Genomic DNA, 20,955 nt, shown 5'->3' on the forward strand with positions numbered 1-20,955 from the left:
GGTTATTTATTTTAAAAACGCATGTACAAAGTAAAAGGACCCTTAGGCCCTTTTAAAGATTATGCAATTATTTCTGCTATTACTCCTGATCCTACTGTTCTACCGCCTTCTCTGATGGCAAATCTTAAACCTTCTTCGATTGCTATTGTAGTGATTAGTTCTATTGTCATTGTGATGTCATCTCCTGGCATTACCATTTCTGCTCCGCCTGCTAAGTCGATGATACCTGTTACATCTGTTGTTCTAAAGTAAAACTGTGGTCTGTATCCGTTAAAGAATGGTGTATGTCTTCCACCCTCTTCTTTTGTCAGTACATATACTTGCGCTGTGAATTTTGTATGTGGATTAATTGTTCCTGGCTTTGCAAGTACTTGACCTCTTTCGATGTCTTTTCTCTCAACACCTCTTAGTAATGCTCCTATATTATCTCCTGCTACTGCTGAATCTAATAGTTTTCTGAACATTTCTACTCCTGTTACAGTTACTTTTCTTCTTTCATCTGTTAAGCCAATGATTTCAACTTCTTCTCCAACTTTGATAGTTCCTCTTTCAACTTTTCCTGTCGCTACTGTTCCTCTACCAGTAATTGAGAACACATCCTCAACTGGCATCAAGAAAGGCTTATCTGTTGGTCTTTCTGGTTCTGGTATAAATGAATCTACTTCACTCATTAATTGAAGAATTTTATCTGCCCATTCACCTTCTGGATTTTCTAATGCTTTTAATGCACTTCCTACTACGATTGGTGTATCGTCTCCTGGAAATTCATATTCTGTTAATAATTCTCGTACTTCCATTTCTACTAGTTCTATTAGTTCTTCGTCATCTACCATATCTGCTTTGTTTAAAAATACAACAATATATGGTACGCCTACTTGTCTTGATAATAATATATGCTCTCTAGTTTGTGGCATTGGACCATCTGCTGCACTTACTACTAATATTGCTCCATCCATCTGTGCTGCTCCTGTTATCATGTTCTTTACATAATCTGCATGACCTGGACAATCTACATGGGCATAATGTCTGTTATCTGTTTCATATTCTACGTGAGATGTAGAAATTGTGATTCCTCTTTCTCTTTCTTCTGGCGCTTTGTCGATGTTGTCAAATGATACTGCTGATCCTGTACCATACTTTTTGTTAAGCACTGTCGTAATCGCTGCAGTAAGTGTTGTCTTACCATGATCTACGTGTCCTATTGTTCCGATATTTACGTGAGGTTTATTTCTCTCAAATTTTGCTTTTCCCATTCTTTATTCCTCCTTAATATATAAATTACTTTTTACCTTCAATAATTTTTTCTGAAACACTCTTAGGCACATCTTCATAATGGTGGAATTCCATTGATGAAACTCCTCTTCCTTGTGTTTTGCTTCGTAGGTCTGTCGTATACCCAAACATTTCAGATAATGGTACAAATCCTCTGATTACTTGAACTCCATTTCTTGGTTCCATTCCTTCTATCTTACCTCTTCTGGAATTAATGTCTCCAATAATGTCTCCCATGTACTCTTCAGGAACTGTCACTTCTAATTTAAATATTGGTTCTAATATTGTAGGATTTGCTTTTTTGCAACCATCTTTAAATGCCATAGAGCCAGCTATTTTAAATGCCATTTCAGATGAATCTACATCATGATATGATCCATCTAATAGTGTTACCTTAATGTCAAGCACAGGATATCCTGCTAAAACACCATTGTCTAATGCTTCTCTAATTCCTTGATCAACTGGACCAATAAATTCTTTAGGAATGCTTCCACCAACAATTTTATTTACAAACTCATAACCTTTACCTGCTTCTTGTGGTTCAATTTCAATAACTACATGACCGTATTGTCCTTTACCACCAGATTGTTTTGCATACTTCATTTCAGAACGAACATTTTTCCTTATGGTTTCTTTATAGGCTACTTGTGGTGCCCCTACATTAGCTTCTACCTTGAATTCTCTCATCATTCTGCTTACGATAATATCTAAGTGAAGCTCTCCCATACCTGAAATAATAGTTTGTCCTGTCTCGTCATCAGTAAAAGTCTTAAAAGTTGGGTCTTCTTCGGCTAATTTCTGTAATGCTACACCCATTTTTTCTTGACCAGCTTTTGTTTTAGGTTCAATTGCAACAGAAATTACTGGTTCTGGGAACACCATTTTTTCTAATACAATTGGATGGTTTTCATCACATAAAGTATCACCTGTTGTTGTATCTTTTAGCCCAACTGCTGCGGCTATATCTCCAGTATATACTTTTGTAATTTCTTCTCTATGATTTGCATGCATTTGAAGGATTCGACCAATTCGCTCTCTTTTTTCCTTGGTTGAATTATAAACGTAAGAGCCAGAGTTCAACACTCCTGAGTATACTCTAAAGAAAGCAAGTTTTCCTACAAATGGATCTGTCATAATTTTGAATGCTAGAGCCGAAAAAGGACCATCATCTTCTGGTAATCTCGCTTCTTCTTCATTAGTTTTTAAGCTTATTCCTTTGATAGCAGGAATATCTAATGGAGACGGCATATAATCGATAACAGCATCCAACAGTATCTGTACGCCTTTGTTCTTATAAGAAGAACCACAAGTAACTGGTATGATTTTCACGTCAACAGTACCTTTTCTAAGTGCTTCTTTTAGTTCTTCTTTATTTGGCTCTTCACCTTCTAAATATTTATTCATTAACACATCGTCAAATTCTGCAACAGCTTCAAATAATCCATCTCTATATTCTTTAGCTAATTCTATCATATCTTCAGGTATTTCAGTAATTTCTACGTCATTACCTAAATCATCTTTATACATGTGTGCTTTCATCTCAATTAAATTAATAATTCCCACAAAAGTATCTTCTTTGCCAATAGGTAATTGTATTGGCACTGCATTGGTTTTTAATCTATCTCTCATCATTTCTACTACATTATAAAAATCAGCACCTATTGTGTCCATTTTATTAACGTATGCCATTCTTGGTACGTGGTATTTATCTGCTTGGCGCCATACAGTTTCTGACTGCGGTTCTACACCACCCTTAGCACAGAAAACAGCAACAGAACCATCAAGAACTCTTAAGGATCTTTCTACTTCGACTGTGAAGTCAACGTGTCCTGGTGTGTCTATTATATTTATTCTATGACCATTCCATTGGGCAGTAGTAGCAGCAGAGGTAATTGTTATACCTCTCTCCTGCTCTTGTTCCATCCAATCCATTTGAGAAGCTCCTTCATGAGTTTCTCCAATTTTATGAATTTTTCCGGAATAAAATAATATTCTTTCTGTGGTAGTGGTTTTCCCTGCGTCAATATGAGCCATAATGCCAATATTTCTAGTTTTTTCTAATGGAAATTCTCTAGACACAGTATCCATCCCTTTCGTAATTACAAATTATTTATTTTACCATTTATAATGTGCGAATGCTTTATTAGCATCTGCCATTTTATGAGTATCTTCTTTTTTCTTAACAGCAGCTCCTGAATTATTAATAGCGTCTAATAATTCGCCAGCTAATCTTTCTTGCATTGTTTTCTCATGTCTAAGTCTTGAATATTTAACTAACCATCTTAGTCCTAATGCTTGACGTCTATCAGTTCTAACTTCCATTGGCACTTGGTATGTTGCTCCACCAACTCTTCTAGCTTTAACTTCAAGAACTGGCATGATATTATTTAAAGCCTCTTCAAATACTTCTAAAGCATCTCTATCTGATTTTTCTTTTACTATATCAAATGCTCCATATACGATACCTTGAGACACACCTTTTTTCCCATCTAACATGATATTGTTAACTAATTTAGTAACAACAATACTATTATATAACGGATCAGGCAAAACAGATCTTTTACTTACAGGTCCTTTTCTTGGCACTTTGCTTCCCTCCTTAACTTAAAATTCATGGGTACTCGACATTTATGCTGCCGTTGTGCTTATATTGTTTACTATATTAAATAAAGAGTTTCCTTTATATAGTATCTTCATCGCACTAACTTTTAGGTTTCTTGGCACCATATTTAGATCGAGCTTGTTTTCTATTTTGTACTCCAGCAGTGTCAAGTGCTCCCCTAATAATTCTATATCTTACACCAGGTAAATCCTTAACTCTACCACCTTTAATCAAAACAACACTATGTTCTTGTAGGTTATGACCAATTCCTGGAATGTAACAAGTTACTTCAGTTCCATTTGTAAGTCTTACCCTAGCAATTTTTCTAAGTGCAGAGTTTGGCTTTTTAGGTGTAGTAGTTCTAACAGCTGTACAAACACCTCTCTTTTGAGGATTTGCTTTTAGTGCAGGAGTTTTAGATTTGATTTCTGCTCTTTCTCTCCCATTTTTAACAAGCTGATTTATAGTTGGCATTTTTTCACCTCCTTAGATTTGTTTTATATAGAATGCTGTACTCCTTAAACGACCCCTCATAATAGAGGGGTCAAAAACAGCTAATTCTCTAGTCATTTACTATAGCGGCAGTGGCGGTTTTTCTGTGAATACCACATGCTTTACCCAATTCATCCATATTGTCAACATAGACTAATGGAACTTCATTTTGCTTACAAAGTTTTTCTACTTCAACTACTATATGATGATCAACATCATTAGCAAGATACACTATTTTGGCTTTGCCACTCTTAACCATCTTCAAGGTTTGTTTTGTTCCTACTACATTTCTAACAACCCTAATTTGATCAAGCATGATATATCCTCCTCTTGTACAAACATTCGCTTATGATTTTATCACTTGGATTTTTCTGTGTCAACACTTAAAATTTCACCTTCTAAGGGTTTTTCACTTTCTTCGTCACTATTAATATTCTCTACATTGTCATCTGCTATGTTTTCGTCTTCTAAAATCTCAACATTTCTATAGGATTTTACTCCTGTACCTGCTGGAACTAGTTTTCCAATTATTACATTTTCCTTGAGTCCTACTAGAGGATCACGTTTACCTTTAATTGCGGCATCTGTTAAAACTCTGGTAGTCTCTTGGAATGAAGCAGCTGATAAGAATGAATCAGTAGCAAGTGAAGCTTTGGTAATCCCAAGTAATACCCTGGAAGCCGTAGCAGGTTCTCCACCCATTTCTTTGACTCTTGTATTTTCTTCTTCAAAAGTAAATATATCAATTAGCCCACCTGGTAAAAGGGTTGTATCTCCAGCTTCTTCTATCTTAACTTTCCTAAGCATTTGTCTTACTATTGTTTCAATGTGTTTATCGTTTATATGAACGCCTTGCATACGGTAAACTTTTTGAACCTCTTGAAGTAAATATCGTTGGACACCATGGATTCCTTTAATTGCAAGGATATCATTAGGATTAATTGAACCTTCTGTTATTTCATCTCCAGCTTCAATAATATCTCCTTCATATACTTTTAATCTAGATCCATATGGAATAGGATATACCTTTTCCTCAGTATCACGTGTAACTACAACTTCTTTTCTCTTCTTAGTTTCTCTTAATGATACTGCACCTGCTATCTCTGATATTATAGCTAAACCTTTAGGTTTTCTAGCCTCAAATAGTTCTTCTATTCTTGGAAGACCTTGAGTAATATCCTCAGCAGTCGCTACTCCACCAGTATGGAATGTTCTCATGGTTAACTGAGTACCCGGTTCTCCAATGGATTGAGCAGCAATAATTCCTACAGCCTCTCCAATTTTTACTGGTTTCCAAGTAGTTAAATCAACACCATAGCATTTTGTACATACTCCAATCTTACATTGGCAATTTGTAACTGATCGAATCATTACATGTTTCATTCCTAGTAAATGAATCTTATCAGCTATATCTGTAGTGATAATTTCATTTTTCTTTACTAGCAATTCTCCCGTGTTTTCATCTATGATATCTTCAAATGCATATCTTCCTTTTATTCTATCTCGTAAAGTTTCAATTACTTCACCGCTGTCCTCAATATCATTTGCTTTATATCCTTGTGAAGCTCCACAATCTTCTTCCTTAACTATAACATCCTGGCTGACATCTACCAATCTTCTAGTTAAATATCCTGAATCGGCAGTTCTAAGTGCCGTATCAGCCAAACCTTTTCTAGCGCCATGAGTAGATATAAAGAATTCTAGTACATTAAGCCCTTCACGGAAGTTCGATCTTATAGGCAATTCTATAATTTTACCTGATGGACTAGCCATCAAGCCCCTCATTCCAGCTAACTGTCTAATCTGATTTCTACTACCTCTCGCTCCTGAGTTAGCCATCATATTGATTGGGTTCAGTGGATCTAAGTTGTCCATAAGTGCATCTGTAACATAATTAGTCGTATTAGTCCATATTTCAATTACTTTTTCATATCTCTCATCTTCTGATATAAGTCCTCGTCTAAACATCTTCTGAACTTTATCAACTTCTATATCAGCTTCTTTTAATAATTGAGGTTTTTCTTTTGGCACATTCATATCACTGACCCCGACAGTAACCGCACCCACAGTGGAATAATGGAAACCCATTTTTTTAATATTATCTAATGCTAATGACGTATCTGTAGGTCCATGTACTTCATAGCACTTCTCTACAATATATGATAAATGTTTTTTATCCACTAAAGTATCAACCTCTAATAAAAATAAGTCATCTATAGTTTCTCTTTTTATTATACCAAGGTCTTGAGGTATTATTTCATTAAATAAAAATCTACCTACAGTACTCTCTACTATTCTACTTTGTGTTTTACCATCAATTTCTTTATATAATCTGGTTTTAACTCTACTGTGTAGTGAAACGACCTTGTTTTGATAAGCTCTTTCCATTTCACTAATATCTGAAAATATTTTACCTTCTCCAACTGAACCAGATACCTCTAATGTTAAATAGTATGACCCTAAAATCATATCTTGTGTCGGACTTACTACTGGGCTACCGTCTTGTGGTTTAAGTATATTATTTGATGCAAGCATTAAAAACCTTGCTTCTGCTTGAGCTTCTACAGATAATGGCACGTGAACCGCCATCTGATCTCCATCAAAATCTGCATTATATGCAGTACATACTAAAGGATGAAGTTTTATTGCCTTACCTTCTACTAGTATTGGTTCGAAAGCTTGAATTCCAAGCCTATGCAATGTTGGAGCTCTATTTAACATTACTGGGTGCTCTTTAATTACTTCTTCTAAAACGTCCCAAACTTCTGGTCTTAATCTTTCAACCATCCTCTTAGCACTTTTAATATTTTGCGAGAATTTCTGTTTAACTAGTTCTCTCATTACAAAAGGTTTAAATAATTCTACAGCCATTTCTTTAGGTAAACCACATTGATACATTTTTAGTTCTGGTCCTACAACAATAACAGATCTTCCTGAATAATCTACCCTTTTACCAAGTAGATTCTGCCTAAATCGTCCTTGTTTACCCTTTAACATATCACTAAGTGATTTTAAAGGTCTATTTCCAGGGCCTGTGACTGGTCGCCCTCTTCTACCATTATCAATTAATGCATCTACTGCCTCTTGAAGCATTCTTTTTTCATTTTGAACGATAATATCTGGCGCATCAAGATCTAATAATCTCTTGAGTCTATTGTTTCTATTAATAACTCTTCTATATAAGTCATTTAAATCAGATGTAGCAAACCTACCTCCATCGAGTTGAACCATTGGTCTTAACTCTGGCGGAATAACAGGAATTGCATCCATAATCATCCATTCAGGTTTGTTTCCCGAGGTTCTAAACGCCTCAATAGTTTCAAGTCTTCTGACAGTTCTAATTTTCTTTTGTCCAGAACTATTTTTCAATTCTTCTCTAAGAATTTTTGATTCTTTCTCTAATTCAATTTTGCCTAGTAGCTCTTGAATAGCTTCTGCTCCAATTTTAGCTTGAAACTTATTCCCGTATTTTTCTTTATATTCCCGATATTCTCTCTCAGTCAAAAGTTGTTTATAGGATAACGGAGTGTTCCCTGGCTCAGTTATAATATAAGATGCAAAATAAATGACCTTTTCAAGTGCTCTAGGTGATATTTCTAATACTAATCCCATTCTACTAGGTATGCCTTTAAAATACCAAATATGAGTGACTGGAGCTGCAAGTTCTACGTGTCCCATTCTCTCTCTTCTTACTTTTGATCTTGTTACCTCAACCCCACAATTTTCACAGATAATTCCTTTATATCTTACTCTTTTGTATTTACCACAGTGACATTCCCAATCTTTTTGAGGCCCAAATATTTTCTCACAAAACAACCCTTCCTTTTCAGGTTTAAGTGTTCTGTAATTAATAGTTTCTGGTTTTTTAACCTCTCCTCTAGACCATTCACGTACTTTTTCTGATGAAGCTAACCCAATTTTCATTGATTTAAAATCAAAGAATTCGTTCAAGGAGTCCTCTCCCTTCTAATTTTGTTTTTTACTACACCGAATCTATAATAATATCCAAATGGAAATCCACCTGAATGAATTACGATATTACTAATATCTTATTTAATATTTTTCTTCTTAATACTCTTCCATGTCACCTATAAAATCATCTACATCTATTTCCTCATCCAAAAATTCATCTTCTTCTATACTCATGTTACTTAAATCTTCTTCTATGACTTCTTTACCTGCTAAATCTATTCCTAAACTATCTAATACTTCAGTAGCTTCTGCTAATTCTTCTTCTACTTGTATTACATCCTCATTTTCAGTTAATACTGATACATCTAACCCTAGACTTTGAAGTTCTTTAATCAACACCTTAAATGATTCTGGCACGCCTGGAGTAGGGATGTTTTCTCCTTTTACTATGGCCTCATAAGCCTTAACACGGCCTACTACATCATCGGATTTTACAGTTAATATTTCCTGTAGTGTATGAGCTGCTCCATATGCTTCTAGGGCCCAAACTTCCATCTCTCCGAATCTTTGTCCGCCAAATTGTGCTTTTCCACCTAAAGGTTGTTGTGTAACTAATGAGTATGGTCCTGTAGACCTTGCATGCATCTTATCATCAACTAAATGATGTAGTTTTAAAATATACATATAACCAACAGTTACTCTATTATCAAAAGGCTCACCAGTTCTACCGTCATATAGTTGTACTTTACCATCTCTAGAAAGATTAGCTTGCTCTAAAACATCCATAATGTCATTTTCACTAGCTCCATCAAAGACAGGAGTAGCAATGTTCCAGTTTAATGCTTTTGCTGCGAGCCCCATATGCACTTCTAATACCTGTCCTATATTCATACGAGATGGCACACCTAGTGGGTTTAAAACGATCTCTAATGGAGTTCCATCAGGTAAGAATGGCATATCTTCTTCTGGTAATATTCTAGATATAACACCTTTGTTTCCATGTCTTCCGGCAATCTTGTCACCTACAGATATTTTCCTCTTGCTAGCAATATATACTCTAACTAGTTGATTTACTCCTGGTTTAAGATCTTCATCTTTATTTTCCCTTGAAAAAACTTTAACGTCGACAATTATTCCTGTTTCACCATGAGGTACTCTTAGCGAAGTATCTCTTACTTCTCTAGCTTTCTCTCCAAATATAGCTCGTAGTAATTTTTCTTCTGCTGTAAGCTCTGTTTCACCTTTTGGTGTAACTTTTCCTACGAGAATATCGTCAGAACGTACTTCTGCCCCGATTCGAATAATTCCTCTTTCATCTAAATTCTTTAAGGAATCTTCACCTACATTTGGTATGTCTCTAGTAATTTCTTCAGGACCTAATTTCGTCTCTCTTGCTTCAGATTCAAATTCTTCTATATGAATGGATGTAAATACATCTTCTTTTACTAATTTTTCACTAATTAAAATCGCATCTTCATAGTTATATCCTTCCCATGTCATAAAACCTAACAAGATATTTCTACCAAGTGCTAACTCACCTTGATCTATAGATGGACCATCTGCAATAATTTGGCCTTTTTCGATTTTTTCTCCAATCTTAACAATTGGTCTTTGATTGATACAAGTACCTTGATTTGATCTCTTAAACTTTAGAATTGTATAATTTTCCTTAATGCCACTATCTGTTTTAATGACAATTTCCTTCGACGATACCTTGTCTACCACTCCTGAATTTCTAGCAAGTATACATGCTCCTGAATCTCTCGCAGCTGTATGTTCCATACCTGTACCAATTATAGGTGCTTGAGGTATTAATAAAGGCACTGCTTGTCTTTGCATGTTTGCGCCCATTAACGCTCTATTAGCATCATCATTTTCTAAGAATGGTATTAAAGCTGTTGCCACAGAAACAATTTGCTTAGGTGAAATATCCATGTAATGAACTTTGTCTGGTGAAACTGTAACAAAATCTCTTTTTAAACCTGCTCTACCTGTTACCTTTTCCCTTGCAAACGTCTTATCTTCATTTAGCGGTTCATTAGCTTGAGCTATTGTATAAAAACCTTCTTCATCAGCAGTTACAAAATGAATATCATCATGTACAATTCCATTTTCTACTCTTCTATATGGTGTTTCAATAAACCCATAATCGTTGACTCTGGCGTAGGTACTCAAAGATCCTATCAACCCTATATTTGGGCCTTCAGGCGTCTCTATTGGGCACATTCTTCCATAATGTGAGTGGTGAACATCTCTTACCTCAAAGCCTGCTCTTTCTCTACTGAGTCCGCCAGGTCCTAATGCAGATAATCTTCTTTTGTGTGTCAACTCTGCCAAAGGATTATTTTGATCCATAAATTGCGATAGCTGTGAGCTACCAAAAAACTCTTTAATTGCTGCATTCACAGGTCTAATATTGATCAATCCCTGAGGTTGGATAGCCTCACTATCTTGGATAGTCATTCTTTCTCTGACTACCCGCTCCATCCTTGACAGGCCAATTCTAAATTGGTTTTGTAACAACTCTCCCACAGAACGGAGTCTTCTATTTCCCAAATGATCTATATCATCGATATTTCCAATACCGTAGTTCAATCCTAAATTGTAGTTTACAGATGCAAATATATCTTGAATTAATATGTGTTTTGGAACTAATTCATCCATTCTAGAAATAAATTCTTCTCTTTTTTCGCTACTGCTTTTATCTGTACCAAGAATTTCTTCTAAAATACTATGGTTAACAAATTTATCTATATCTATATCGCTAATATCGAAGGGTAAATCTTGTTCGCTTAACTCTACAAACCCATTACCTAGTATAACAACTGGTTTATCTTCAATTAATATTTCAACTTTATTTATACCAACATTTTGTATCTCCCAAGCTACCTTTACGTCAATGATTTCATTTTTTTCGCAAATAATTTCGCCAGTTTTAGGATTAATTACATTGGCATAAGGTTTTTTACCTATCAATCTAGTTGCTATTGACAGTTTTTTGTTAAACTTATATCTCCCTACCCTAGCTAAATCGTATCTTCTCGGATCAAAAAACATGCTGTTTAAAAGAGATTGAGCACTATCTACAGTAGGAGGTTCACCTGGTCTCAATCGTTTATATATTTCTAGCAAACCTTCTTCCCTATTCTCAGCACTATCTTTTTCTAGTGTTGCTAATAATCTTAGATCTTCACCAAATAAATCTATTATTTGTTGATTGCTGCCTAACCCAAAAGTTCTTAGCATTACAGTAATAGGTAATTTTCTCGTTCTATCTACCCTAACATATAAAATATCATTAGAATCTGTTTCATACTCTAACCAAGCACCCCTATTAGGTATTACTTGTGATGAATACAATCTTTTTCCTGTTTTATCAATTTCTTGAGAGTAATATGAACCTGGAGACCTTACTAATTGACTTACTATAACTCTTTCCGCTCCATTAATAATAAACGTTCCATTTTCAGTCATAATTGGAAAGTCAGCCATAAAAACACTTTGCTCTTTTACTTCATTAGTTTCTTTGTTAATAAGCCTAACTCTAACTTTTAAAGACGTGGAATAAGATGCATCTCTCTCTTTGCATTCTTCAATAGAATACTTTGGTTCTCCATCTAATTTGTAGTCAATAAATTCCAATATGAGGTTTCCAGTATAATCTGTTATTGGACTAATGTCTTCAAACACTTCTTTTAAACCTTTGTTTAAAAACCAATTATAAGAATTAACTTGTAACTCAATTAGGTTAGGAATACCTACTACCTCTTTAATTCTAGAAAAGCTCATTCTCTCTTTATTGCCAACCTTAATAGGATGCGCCATCCTTAATTCACCCCTCGCTTAAAGTAAAATAGCCAAAAGTATAAGTACTTTCAAATATTATATTTTTCATACTTTCTTTTGGTCAATTTTGATGTTACATATGCTTTATGTCCTTTTTTACCATATTTTATTCATAAATAGGCATAAAAATCCTTATTGATGCAATTTACAATGCTATCACAATGTTAGATTCAAGTCAATACTTTTTGATTAATAATTTTAAATTTTTACTATAGCCTTTGTTTATCTACACTCATTTGACAAAAAATCTTTATATGTTCTCTGAAGTCCTTCTCATAGTAAAAAAATAAAGCGAGTTATATTTACTCGCTTTATCTCAATATTAACGTCATTGACTTGTTCGAGACTATTTTACTTCTACAGAACCGCCAACTTCTTCAATTTTAGCTTTAATAGCTTCAGCATCTTCTTTGCTTACGCCATCTTTAATAGTTTTTGGTGCATTGTCAACTAATTCTTTTGCTTCTTTCAGTCCTAATCCAGTAAGCTCTCTAACTACTTTGATTACTTTAATTTTTTGATCTCCAGTTGCAGTTAATACTGCATCAAATTCAGTTTGTTCTTCAGCTTCTGCTGCTGCAGCTGCTGGAGCTGCTGCTACTGCTGCTGGAGCTGCTGCACTAACACCAAACTCTTCTTCTAAAGCTTTTACTAATTCAGATAATTCTAATACTGTAAGGTTTTTTACCTCTTCGATTAATTGTGTTAATTTTTCACTTGCCATTTTTATATTCCTCCATTATTTTTTGATTAAGCCGTAGCTTCCTTTTGTTCTTTAATTTGATTTAAAGCAATTACTAAGCCTCTAATGTTTCCTTGTAGTACATTTACCAATCCACTTATTGGAGCATTCAATCCGCCAAGTACTTGAGCTATTAATACTTCTCGTGATGGTAATTCTGCCAGAGCCATAACCCCTTGTTTGTCTAAAACTTTACCATCTACCATACCAGCTTTTATTTCCATAGCTTTATGTTTCTTAGCAAACTCAGTAATGATTTTAGCAGTAGCAACTGGATCATCATAACCAAAAGCTATTGCAGATGGCCCTACTAAATTTTCTAGTAAACCTTCATAACCCGTTTCTTTAACTGCAAATCTCATCATTGAATTTTTATAAATTTTATAATCTACATTTAATTCTCTAGCAATAGCTCTAAATTCTGTAACTTCTTCAACATTAAGACCTCTATAGTCTACTAGCACTGCTGTTTGTGCTTTGCTAAATTTTTCTGCAATTTCGCTCACTATTGCTTTTTTAGCATCTTGATTTGACATTTTGTTTCCACCTCCTTGTAATTCTACCTTGTTATACTCGTAATCTCTTTCGATGAACTAAGTCATGTACCCATAGTTCCTGCCACTTTGGAATCGCATGGGATTCCGTAGTCGTGGATATTCGTCAGACGAAAGTAAACTCCCTTTGATGCTAGGCATACAAAGGGAGTATATAATATACTTATTGTATAACCTCGATAGGATGTTTAAGCCTAAGCACCTATTGTCTACGGTTCATTGATTATTTATTTTTAAATCACATGAATTGTATCATCACGCAATAAGCTTGTCAAGTTAATTTAAATCTTTGCAGGGTTTATTTTAATTCCTGGTCCCATTGTGCTTGTGATAGTAATACTCTTAAAGTATTGCCCTTTTGATGAAGATGGTTTTGCTTTTTTAATAGCATCTAGTAATACATTTAAGTTTTGTAGAAGCTTGTCTTCTTCAAAAGAAGCTTTTCCAACTGGCACGTGAATTATATTAGTTTTGTCTAATCTATATTCAACTTTACCTGCTTTAATATCACTAACTGCTTTAGAAACTTCAAAAGTTACAGTTCCTGATTTAGGGTTCGGCATTAAACCTTTAGGTCCTAGTACTCTACCTAATCTACCTACAACACCCATCATGTCTGGAGTCGCAACAACTACGTCAAAATCAAACCAGTTTTCTTTAGTTATTTTATCTATAAATTCTTCGGCGCCTACATAATCTGCTCCAGCATCTTTAGCTTCTTGAGCTTTATCACCTTTTGCAAATACTAAAACTTTTATTGTTTTTCCTGTACCATTAGGAAGTACTATAGCACCTCTTACTTGTTGGTCAGCGTGTCTAGAGTCAACACCTAGTCTAATATGTGCTTCTATAGTCTCGTCAAATTTTGCAGTAGCAGTCTTTTGCACTAGTTCTACCGCTTCATTAACATCATATAAACTTGTTCTGTCAATCATTTTATACTTCTCTTTGTAGTTTTTTCCTCTTTTCAACTCTATTCCTCCTCGTGGTATTAGCGGATAATCCTCCCACATATTTCAATTATTCTTCGATAATAATACCCATGCTTCTTGCAGTTCCCGCTATCATCTTCATTGCGGTTTCAACTGTACTCGCATTTAAATCAGGCATTTTAAATTCAGCAATTTCTCTAACTTTATCCATACTAATAGTAGCAACTTTTTGTTTGTTTGGAACACCAGATCCACTTTCAAGTCCAGCTGCTTTCTTTAGCAATACTGCTGCTGGTGGAGTCTTTGTGATAAAAGAAAAACTTCTATCTTGATACACTGTGATAACTACAGGAATAATCATACCAGCATCATCAGCTGTCTTTGCATTAAACTCTTTACAAAAGCCCATTATATTAACACCATGTTGACCTAGTGCAGGACCAACTGGTGGAGCTGGAGTAGCTTTTCCGGCAGTAATTTGTAACTTTATCATACCAATGACTTTTTTAGCCATTTTTACACCTCCTAATTTGATAATAATATATTATATATCACATAACAAAAGACTTTAGTCTTATATTATATTTTAGCAATTTGGGTAAATTCTAATTCTGCAGGTGTTTCTCTACCAAACATAGATATATTGACTTTAACTTTTTGTTTTTCTGAATTAATTTCTTCTACTAATCCATCAAAACCTTTTAACGGACCTTCTTTAACTTCTACACGGTCGCCTATCTCTAAATCAATTCTAGGTAGTTTTTCCTTTATGCCCATATTTTTTAATTCACTTTTTGTCAGTGGAACAGGTTTTGAAGCAGGTCCAACGAATCCGGTTACGCCTCTAGTATTTCTAACTACATACCAAGACTCATCAGTCATTACCATTTTAACCAATATATACCCAGGAAATATCTTCTTTAAATTGAGTTTCTTTTTTCCATTTTTAAATTCCTCAACTTCTTGCATCGGAACATATACTTCATGAATTAATTCACTCATATTTCTATTCTCTACAGCAGCATTTATATTAGCTTTCACCTTATTTTCATAACCTGAATAAGTATGAGCTACATACCACTTAGCTTCATTGCTTTGCTCCATAACTTAAAACCCTCTTTTTTATCTTATAATTAGTTGAAGTATACCACCAAGTCCAAAATCAATTGCTGAAACTATTATTGTCATTATCAGCACAATACCTATGACTACTGAAGTGTGTTGCATCAACTCTGGTCTCGTAGGCCATGTTACTTTTTTTAGTTCAAACCATACACTTTTAAAAAAACCAGTTATTCTTTTTATAATCCCTATTTTACTTGCTTTTTTAGGATCTTTTTTTGTTTCTTTTTTTATTTCTTTCTTGGTCATAAATTCACCCTCTTTATTAGCACTTAATCATAATGCTATTTTGTTTCTTTATGCATTGTGTGAGTTTTGCAGAATTTACAGTATTTGCTTAATTCAATTCTATCGGGATCATTCTTTTTATTTTTCATAGTATGATAATTCCTTTGTTTGCAATCACCACATGCTAAAGTTACTTTAACTCTCATAACGACACCTCCTACTTTCGGATACCACTGTATAATCATTAGCTAAATTAGGCACACTAACCCAATTATAAAGTACTTAATAAAAAATATCACAATTGATTTATTGTGTCAACAACAATTATATACAATATAACACTAATTTTCCTAGCAATAAAAAAAGGCTCTCGCCCCCATTACGCAATTTGATATTTCTATTATAACACATATTTATAAAATATAAAGCAATATTTTCGTATTTTTATCTTGTGTATTCAATAAAAGGACCCTTAGGCCCTTTTAAAGATTATGCAATTATTTCTGCTATTACTCCTGATCCTACTGTTCTACCGCCTTCTCTGATGGCAAATCTTAAACCTTCTTCGATTGCTATTGTAGTGATTAGTTCTATTGTCATTGTGATGTCATCTCCTGGCATTACCATTTCTGCTCCGCCTGCTAAGTCGATGATACCTGTTACATCTGTTGTTCTAAAGTAAAACTGTGGTCTGTATCCGTTAAAGAATGGTGTATGTCTTCCACCCTCTTCTTTTGTCAGTACATATACTTGCGCTGTGAATTTTGTATGTGGATTAATTGTTCCTGGCTTTGCAAGTACTTGACCTCTTTCGATGTCTTTTCTCTCAACACCTCTTAGTAATGCTCCTATATTATCTCCTGCTACTGCTGAATCTAATAGTTTTCTGAACATTTCTACTCCTGTTACAGTTACTTTTCTTCTTTCATCTGTTAAGCCAATGATTTCAACTTCTTCTCCAACTTTGATAGTTCCTCTTTCAACTTTTCCTGTCGCTACTGTTCCTCTACCAGTAATTGAGAACACATCCTCAACTGGCATCAAGAAAGGCTTATCTGTTGGTCTTTCTGGTTCTGGTATAAATGAATCTACTTCACTCATTAATTGAAGAATTTTATCTGCCCATTCACCTTCTGGATTTTCTAATGCTTTTAATGCACTTCCTACTACGATTGGTGTATCGTCTCCTGGAAATTCATATTCTGTTAATAATTCTCGTACTTCCATTTCTACTAGTTCTATTAGTTCTTCGTCATCTACCATATCTGCTTTGTTTAAAAATACAACAATATATGGTACGCCTACTTGTCTTGATAATAATATATGCTCTCTAGTTTGTGGCATTGGACCATCTGCTGCACTTACTACTAATATTGCTCCATCCATCTGTGCTGCTCCTGTTATCATGTTCTTTACATAATCTGCATGACCTGGACAATCTACATGGGCATAATGTCTGTTATCTGTTTCATATTCTACGTGAGATGTAGAAATTGTGATTCCTCTTTCTCTTTCTTCTGGCGCTTTGTCGATGTTGTCAAATGATACTGCTGATCCTGTACCATACTTTTTGTTAAGCACTGTCGTAATCGCTGCAGTAAGTGTTGTCTTACCATGATCTACGTGTCCTATTGTTCCGATATTTACGTGAGGTTTATTTCTCTCAAATTTTGCTTTTCCCATTCTTTATTCCTCCTTATTGCGTATATATATAATCTTTAATAAAACAAGTTAGTTACTCATGGAGCCCAAGACCGGACTCGAACCGGTGACCCCCACCTTACCATGGTGGTGCTCTACCTACTGAGCTACGTGGGCACGTATTTAATACATCCTAACCTTAGAATCTCCTACGTCGATTCTGCGGTCGCGCCATTTGCCAAATGAAATCTTGATTTCATTTATATATATATATGACTCCACAATCAAATTAGCAAGCTATTTGATTATTCTATCATATATATATACTACGAAAGCTTCACTTTCGCTTGGCTCACTAGTTAACGAAAAATGGTGGTGGGAGATGGATTCGAACCATCGAAGGCGGAGCCGACAGATTTACAGTCTGTTCCCTTTAGCCACTCGGGAATCCCACCATGGTTAAGTGCTACTCTATGATGATACTAAAATTAATTTTACGTGTCAATATCTATGTTTCTATATTTGCATTAATATTTAATTGCAAGTAATTCTCTAGCTTTCTCTTCACTCTTTGTAGGGCATTATCTATTGATTTAACTTGTTTGTTGAGGTCTTTCGCAATTTCATAGTATGTTTTTCCACTAATATAACTCATCAATACCTTCCACTCTAATTCGCTAAGTACTTCATAAATTTTTTTTTGCATTTTCCCTAAATCTTCTTGTCCAATGAGGATAGCTTCTGGTTCTGATATTTTAGTACTTGCAATTAAGTCTATAAGTGTTTTATCCGATTCTTCGTCATACATGGGCATATCTAATGATATATATGTATTTAGTGGATTGTGTTTCTGTCTAGTCGCTGTTTTAACAGCAGTAATTATTTGTCTCTGTACACATAGTTCTGCAAATGCTTTAAAGGAAGTTGATTTATCTGGATTATAATCTCTAATTCCTTTAAACAACCCTATCATACCTTCTTGTATAATATCTTCCCTATCTGCACCAACGAGAAAATATGACCGCGCCTTTATCTTTACAAAGCTTCTATACCGATCAAATAATATAGATTCTGCTTTTCTATCTCCATTTTTAGATAGCATAGCTAATTCTTCATCCGATTTACAGTCAATAAGCATACCATTGTCATCTAGGAAATTCGAACTCAACAAATTCTCCCCCTACAAGTATTATTACCCTTGTCCTTTTCGTAGCTTTTCTAACTTATTCATGGTACTTTCGTCTATGAATTTTTCAAGATAATTTTTTTCAAGGCTATATGATTCTTCAGTATTTCTCAAAGATGTCTTTAAAGCAAGTTCTACTTCTCTTTCAAGTTCAGATGCTGAAATTCTAATGGCTCCATGTGCTAATACCATGCGTTGAAGAGTAAAATCTGAAGTTGCTACATGAACTTCATAGACAGAGGGCATATCGTATACTAACTTCTCAATATAACTATCTGCAGTTTGGTTTTTTTGAGTATAAACAATTAAACCATTGTCTATATTTTCCTCTTTTATTGTATCATTTATGTTGTATGCGTCAAATACAATAATAAAATAGTAATTTTTAATCTGCGAGTAACTCTGTACAATAGATATTAATTTAATCCTTGCATCCTCTAGACTATAAGCTGCTATATCTTTCAAAGTAGCCCACTGATTAATAATATTATAAGCGTCGATAATTAAGTAAGTTCTCATAGCATCCCTTTCTTAGCTAACTGGATAACCAAATAGCTTTTGCCTCATATTAGTTCTACTACACTAGCTTTAAGAGATGAGCTATCAAACAATAAAAACAATTGAATATGAAAGGCTTTTAGTTATTCATCAACCTTATGTCATTAAAGCTCTCTTACTTAAGCTAATGTAAGTTACTAATGCCTACTAGTTGTATTAACCTTTGCAAATTTACCAGTAATAGCTAAATGTTACTATTTGTTCGTTGACGGGCCGCTTCACTAAGAATAATTCCAGTAGCTACAGAAGCATTTAAAGATTCTATATTCCCATACATAGGTATTGATATTAGAAAATCACACTCTTCTTTTACTAACCTACTTATACCTTCTCCTTCATTCCCTATGACAATTGCAATAGGACCTTTAAAATCATTATTAAAATATTTCTTTCCTTCAATATCTGCACCTGCAATCCATAACCCAACTTTTTTCAAATCTTTAATTGTTTGTGTTAGATTTGTCACTTTGCAAATAGGTGTGTATTCTATTGCTCCTGCTGATGCTTTTACTGCAACCGGAGATATATCTACAGACCTGTTTTTAGGTATTATAATCCCATGTGCTCCACAAGCATTTACAGTACGAATAATCGCACCAAAATTATGTGGATCTGTAATCTTATCTAGTATGACTAAAAATGGTTTTTCACCTTTCTCAAAGGCCATATCTAAAATATCCGCTAGATCTGTATATTCGTATTCACTAGCTATAGCAATGACACCTTGATGCGTTCCTGTCTTACTCATGAAATCAAGTTTTTTACGGTCAACCATTTGAACCTTTATTTTTTTTTCTTTAGCTAATTCAAATAGTTCTTGGGCTCCACTCTCTCTTCTACCGTTTGCGATCATTATCTTTTCTATATTTACATCTGATTTAAGCGCTTCAACTATAGGATTTTTACCTTCTATTTGTCTAACTTCTTTTCTTTCAATATCTTTATTCACTATCTTAACCATCCTTTAGGTTTTCAAATTTTTTTCTTACTTTAATTATTTCACCGCAGGTCATCGTTCCTTCTGGACATGAGCCTTTAATACAATTTGGTCCAGCTACTTTAAACACAATAGGCGCAACTTCTTTCACCAATAACAACATTTGAGTAGCTAATTCTCTAATCTCCCACTGAGCTCTATTGCAACACCTATGATTAAGAAAATGAAGAAGTTCTCTAGCATTCATTGTTGCTACAATCTTAGTCTCACAAGCATTGGGGAGTACATATCTTGCATCTTCTATTGCTGCTTTCTCTGCCATAGAATATGCTTTCTTTTCATTATTATATACAGAAAGATAATCTTTAAGATGTTTTTCCATTAAAACCTCTACAAGTTTATCATAAACTTTTTGATCATCATTCATAGCTTCAATAAAAAGTGTCTTAGCTTTTTCATTATTTGCAATTTCTGTTGGTATAATGTATCCAAATTCGCCTTCTTTAACATATCTTTGAGATTTCTGACTGTAGCTTGCTACTCTATGTCTTACTAATTGATGAGTTAAGCTTCTAGATACTCCTTCAATTCCAAATGTAAAGCTTACATGTTCAATAGGGGATGCATGTCCCATATCCATCAATAAATTTAAAAAATCATTTACTTTTTCACTTGTAAGTCCATCCATTATATCATCAATTCCTGATTTAGAATAACATAACTTGGCAGCAGCCGAAATAATTTTCTCTGGTTCTGGTGTATAAGATAACAGGATTACCTTTAAATTTTCCTGCATATTAGTTCCTCCATTTTTCTTTAGTATAGAATTATTTTTTTCAAATCTATGTATAGTATAACATAGACTGTATCTTTGAGTTTTATTAATTTTACATAAGAGAACAGTCTCAAAACTTTTAATTTTGAGACTGTT

At 34.3% G+C, this 20,955-nt stretch carries 19 protein-coding genes, 2 tRNA genes and 1 other annotated feature; all 21 genes read right to left on the reverse strand.

What is annotated here, in order from left to right:
• Positions 1-59 precede the first annotated feature (59 nt).
• Positions 60-1,253, reverse strand: a complete 1,194-nt coding sequence (tuf, locus tag GC105_RS04395) for an elongation factor Tu (protein WP_152802107.1) — start codon at positions 1,251-1,253, stop codon at positions 60-62.
• A 25-nt stretch (positions 1,254-1,278) separates the two neighbouring features.
• The gene (fusA, locus tag GC105_RS04400; RefSeq protein ID WP_343029948.1) at positions 1,279-3,351 is read right to left on the reverse strand and encodes an elongation factor G; all 2,073 of its coding nucleotides are present in this window, start codon (positions 3,349-3,351) and stop codon (positions 1,279-1,281) included.
• 36 nt (positions 3,352-3,387) lie between these two features.
• Complete coding sequence (rpsG, locus tag GC105_RS04405) at positions 3,388-3,858, reverse strand: 30S ribosomal protein S7 (protein ID WP_343029949.1); 471 nt, start codon at positions 3,856-3,858, stop codon at positions 3,388-3,390.
• Between the two features lie 115 nt (positions 3,859-3,973).
• Complete coding sequence (gene rpsL / locus GC105_RS04410; protein ID WP_152802111.1) at positions 3,974-4,348, reverse strand: 30S ribosomal protein S12; 375 nt, start codon at positions 4,346-4,348, stop codon at positions 3,974-3,976.
• 88 nt (positions 4,349-4,436) lie between these two features.
• Complete coding sequence (locus GC105_RS04415; protein ID WP_152802113.1) at positions 4,437-4,682, reverse strand: L7Ae/L30e/S12e/Gadd45 family ribosomal protein; 246 nt, start codon at positions 4,680-4,682, stop codon at positions 4,437-4,439.
• A gap of 41 nt (positions 4,683-4,723) precedes the next feature.
• The gene (rpoC, locus tag GC105_RS04420; protein ID WP_425481519.1) at positions 4,724-8,290 is read right to left on the reverse strand and encodes a DNA-directed RNA polymerase subunit beta'; all 3,567 of its coding nucleotides are present in this window, start codon (positions 8,288-8,290) and stop codon (positions 4,724-4,726) included.
• Positions 8,291-8,434: 144 nt separating this feature from the next.
• Positions 8,435-12,103, reverse strand: coding sequence for a DNA-directed RNA polymerase subunit beta (gene rpoB, locus GC105_RS04425; protein ID WP_152802117.1), 3,669 nt, complete (start codon positions 12,101-12,103; stop codon positions 8,435-8,437).
• A 367-nt stretch (positions 12,104-12,470) separates the two neighbouring features.
• Positions 12,471-12,848 (reverse strand): 50S ribosomal protein L7/L12, encoded by a 378-nt coding sequence (gene rplL / locus GC105_RS04430; RefSeq protein WP_152802119.1) that lies wholly within the window; start codon positions 12,846-12,848, stop codon positions 12,471-12,473.
• A 26-nt stretch (positions 12,849-12,874) separates the two neighbouring features.
• Positions 12,875-13,402, reverse strand: coding sequence for a 50S ribosomal protein L10 (gene rplJ, locus GC105_RS04435; RefSeq protein WP_152802121.1), 528 nt, complete (start codon positions 13,400-13,402; stop codon positions 12,875-12,877).
• Between the two features lie 124 nt (positions 13,403-13,526).
• Positions 13,527-13,653, reverse strand: a sequence feature (ribosomal protein L10 leader region).
• A 48-nt stretch (positions 13,654-13,701) separates the two neighbouring features.
• Positions 13,702-14,433, reverse strand: a complete 732-nt coding sequence (gene rplA / locus GC105_RS04440; RefSeq protein ID WP_152802122.1) for a 50S ribosomal protein L1 — start codon at positions 14,431-14,433, stop codon at positions 13,702-13,704.
• Between the two features lie 7 nt (positions 14,434-14,440).
• Positions 14,441-14,866 (reverse strand): 50S ribosomal protein L11, encoded by a 426-nt coding sequence (gene rplK, locus GC105_RS04445; protein ID WP_152802124.1) that lies wholly within the window; start codon positions 14,864-14,866, stop codon positions 14,441-14,443.
• Positions 14,867-14,931: 65 nt separating this feature from the next.
• A complete protein-coding gene (nusG, locus tag GC105_RS04450) occupies positions 14,932-15,456 on the reverse strand; it encodes a transcription termination/antitermination protein NusG (protein WP_152802126.1) in 525 nt (174 codons plus the stop codon).
• 18 nt (positions 15,457-15,474) lie between these two features.
• Positions 15,475-15,723, reverse strand: a complete 249-nt coding sequence (gene secE / locus GC105_RS04455) for a preprotein translocase subunit SecE (RefSeq protein WP_152802128.1) — start codon at positions 15,721-15,723, stop codon at positions 15,475-15,477.
• Between the two features lie 35 nt (positions 15,724-15,758).
• A complete protein-coding gene (rpmG, locus tag GC105_RS04460; protein ID WP_152802130.1) occupies positions 15,759-15,908 on the reverse strand; it encodes a 50S ribosomal protein L33 in 150 nt (49 codons plus the stop codon).
• A 283-nt stretch (positions 15,909-16,191) separates the two neighbouring features.
• Positions 16,192-17,385 (reverse strand): elongation factor Tu, encoded by a 1,194-nt coding sequence (gene tuf, locus GC105_RS04465; protein WP_152802107.1) that lies wholly within the window; start codon positions 17,383-17,385, stop codon positions 16,192-16,194.
• A gap of 59 nt (positions 17,386-17,444) precedes the next feature.
• Positions 17,445-17,520: transfer RNA gene (locus GC105_RS04470), tRNA-Thr, on the reverse strand.
• A gap of 193 nt (positions 17,521-17,713) precedes the next feature.
• A tRNA-Tyr gene (locus GC105_RS04475) sits at positions 17,714-17,798 on the reverse strand.
• A gap of 53 nt (positions 17,799-17,851) precedes the next feature.
• The gene (sigH, locus tag GC105_RS04480; protein WP_152802255.1) at positions 17,852-18,481 is read right to left on the reverse strand and encodes an RNA polymerase sporulation sigma factor SigH; all 630 of its coding nucleotides are present in this window, start codon (positions 18,479-18,481) and stop codon (positions 17,852-17,854) included.
• Positions 18,482-18,535: 54 nt separating this feature from the next.
• The gene (locus tag GC105_RS04485; RefSeq protein ID WP_152802132.1) at positions 18,536-19,048 is read right to left on the reverse strand and encodes an NYN domain-containing protein; all 513 of its coding nucleotides are present in this window, start codon (positions 19,046-19,048) and stop codon (positions 18,536-18,538) included.
• A 223-nt stretch (positions 19,049-19,271) separates the two neighbouring features.
• Complete coding sequence (gene rlmB / locus GC105_RS04490; RefSeq protein WP_343029950.1) at positions 19,272-20,036, reverse strand: 23S rRNA (guanosine(2251)-2'-O)-methyltransferase RlmB; 765 nt, start codon at positions 20,034-20,036, stop codon at positions 19,272-19,274.
• A gap of 4 nt (positions 20,037-20,040) precedes the next feature.
• Positions 20,041-20,820: an FAD-dependent thymidylate synthase gene (gene thyX / locus GC105_RS04495; protein ID WP_152802136.1), complete on the reverse strand. Its 780-nt coding sequence runs from the start codon at positions 20,818-20,820 to the stop codon at positions 20,041-20,043.
• Between the last annotated feature and the right edge of the window lie 135 nt (positions 20,821-20,955).

Source organism: Alkalibaculum sporogenes (assembly GCF_009362815.1).
GTDB lineage: Bacteria > Bacillota > Clostridia > Eubacteriales > Alkalibacteraceae > Alkalibaculum_A > Alkalibaculum_A sporogenes.

What these genes read in the sequence shown, in the direction of transcription:
- tuf (WP_152802107.1), bottom strand. Translation starts at nt 1,253, where the DNA reads ATGGGAAAAGCAAAATTTGAGAGAAATAAACCTCACGTAAATATCGGA.
- rpsL (WP_152802111.1), bottom strand. Translation starts at nt 4,348, where the DNA reads ATGCCAACTATAAATCAGCTTGTTAAAAATGGGAGAGAAAGAGCAGAA.
- GC105_RS04415 (WP_152802113.1), bottom strand. Translation starts at nt 4,682, where the DNA reads ATGCTTGATCAAATTAGGGTTGTTAGAAATGTAGTAGGAACAAAACAA.
- rpoC (WP_425481519.1), bottom strand. Translation starts at nt 8,290, where the DNA reads ATGAAAATTGGGTTAGCTTCATCAGAAAAAGTACGTGAATGGTCTAGA.
- rpoB (WP_152802117.1), bottom strand. Translation starts at nt 12,103, where the DNA reads ATGGCGCATCCTATTAAGGTTGGCAATAAAGAGAGAATGAGCTTTTCT.
- rplL (WP_152802119.1), bottom strand. Translation starts at nt 12,848, where the DNA reads ATGGCAAGTGAAAAATTAACACAATTAATCGAAGAGGTAAAAAACCTT.
- rplJ (WP_152802121.1), bottom strand. Translation starts at nt 13,402, where the DNA reads ATGTCAAATCAAGATGCTAAAAAAGCAATAGTGAGCGAAATTGCAGAA.
- rplA (WP_152802122.1), bottom strand. Translation starts at nt 14,433, where the DNA reads ATGTGGGAGGATTATCCGCTAATACCACGAGGAGGAATAGAGTTGAAA.
- rplK (WP_152802124.1), bottom strand. Translation starts at nt 14,866, where the DNA reads ATGGCTAAAAAAGTCATTGGTATGATAAAGTTACAAATTACTGCCGGA.
- nusG (WP_152802126.1), bottom strand. Translation starts at nt 15,456, where the DNA reads ATGGAGCAAAGCAATGAAGCTAAGTGGTATGTAGCTCATACTTATTCA.
- secE (WP_152802128.1), bottom strand. Translation starts at nt 15,723, where the DNA reads ATGACCAAGAAAGAAATAAAAAAAGAAACAAAAAAAGATCCTAAAAAA.
- rpmG (WP_152802130.1), bottom strand. Translation starts at nt 15,908, where the DNA reads ATGAGAGTTAAAGTAACTTTAGCATGTGGTGATTGCAAACAAAGGAAT.
- tuf (WP_152802107.1), bottom strand. Translation starts at nt 17,385, where the DNA reads ATGGGAAAAGCAAAATTTGAGAGAAATAAACCTCACGTAAATATCGGA.
- sigH (WP_152802255.1), bottom strand. Translation starts at nt 18,481, where the DNA reads ATGCTTATTGACTGTAAATCGGATGAAGAATTAGCTATGCTATCTAAA.
- GC105_RS04485 (WP_152802132.1), bottom strand. Translation starts at nt 19,048, where the DNA reads ATGAGAACTTACTTAATTATCGACGCTTATAATATTATTAATCAGTGG.
- thyX (WP_152802136.1), bottom strand. Translation starts at nt 20,820, where the DNA reads ATGCAGGAAAATTTAAAGGTAATCCTGTTATCTTATACACCAGAACCA.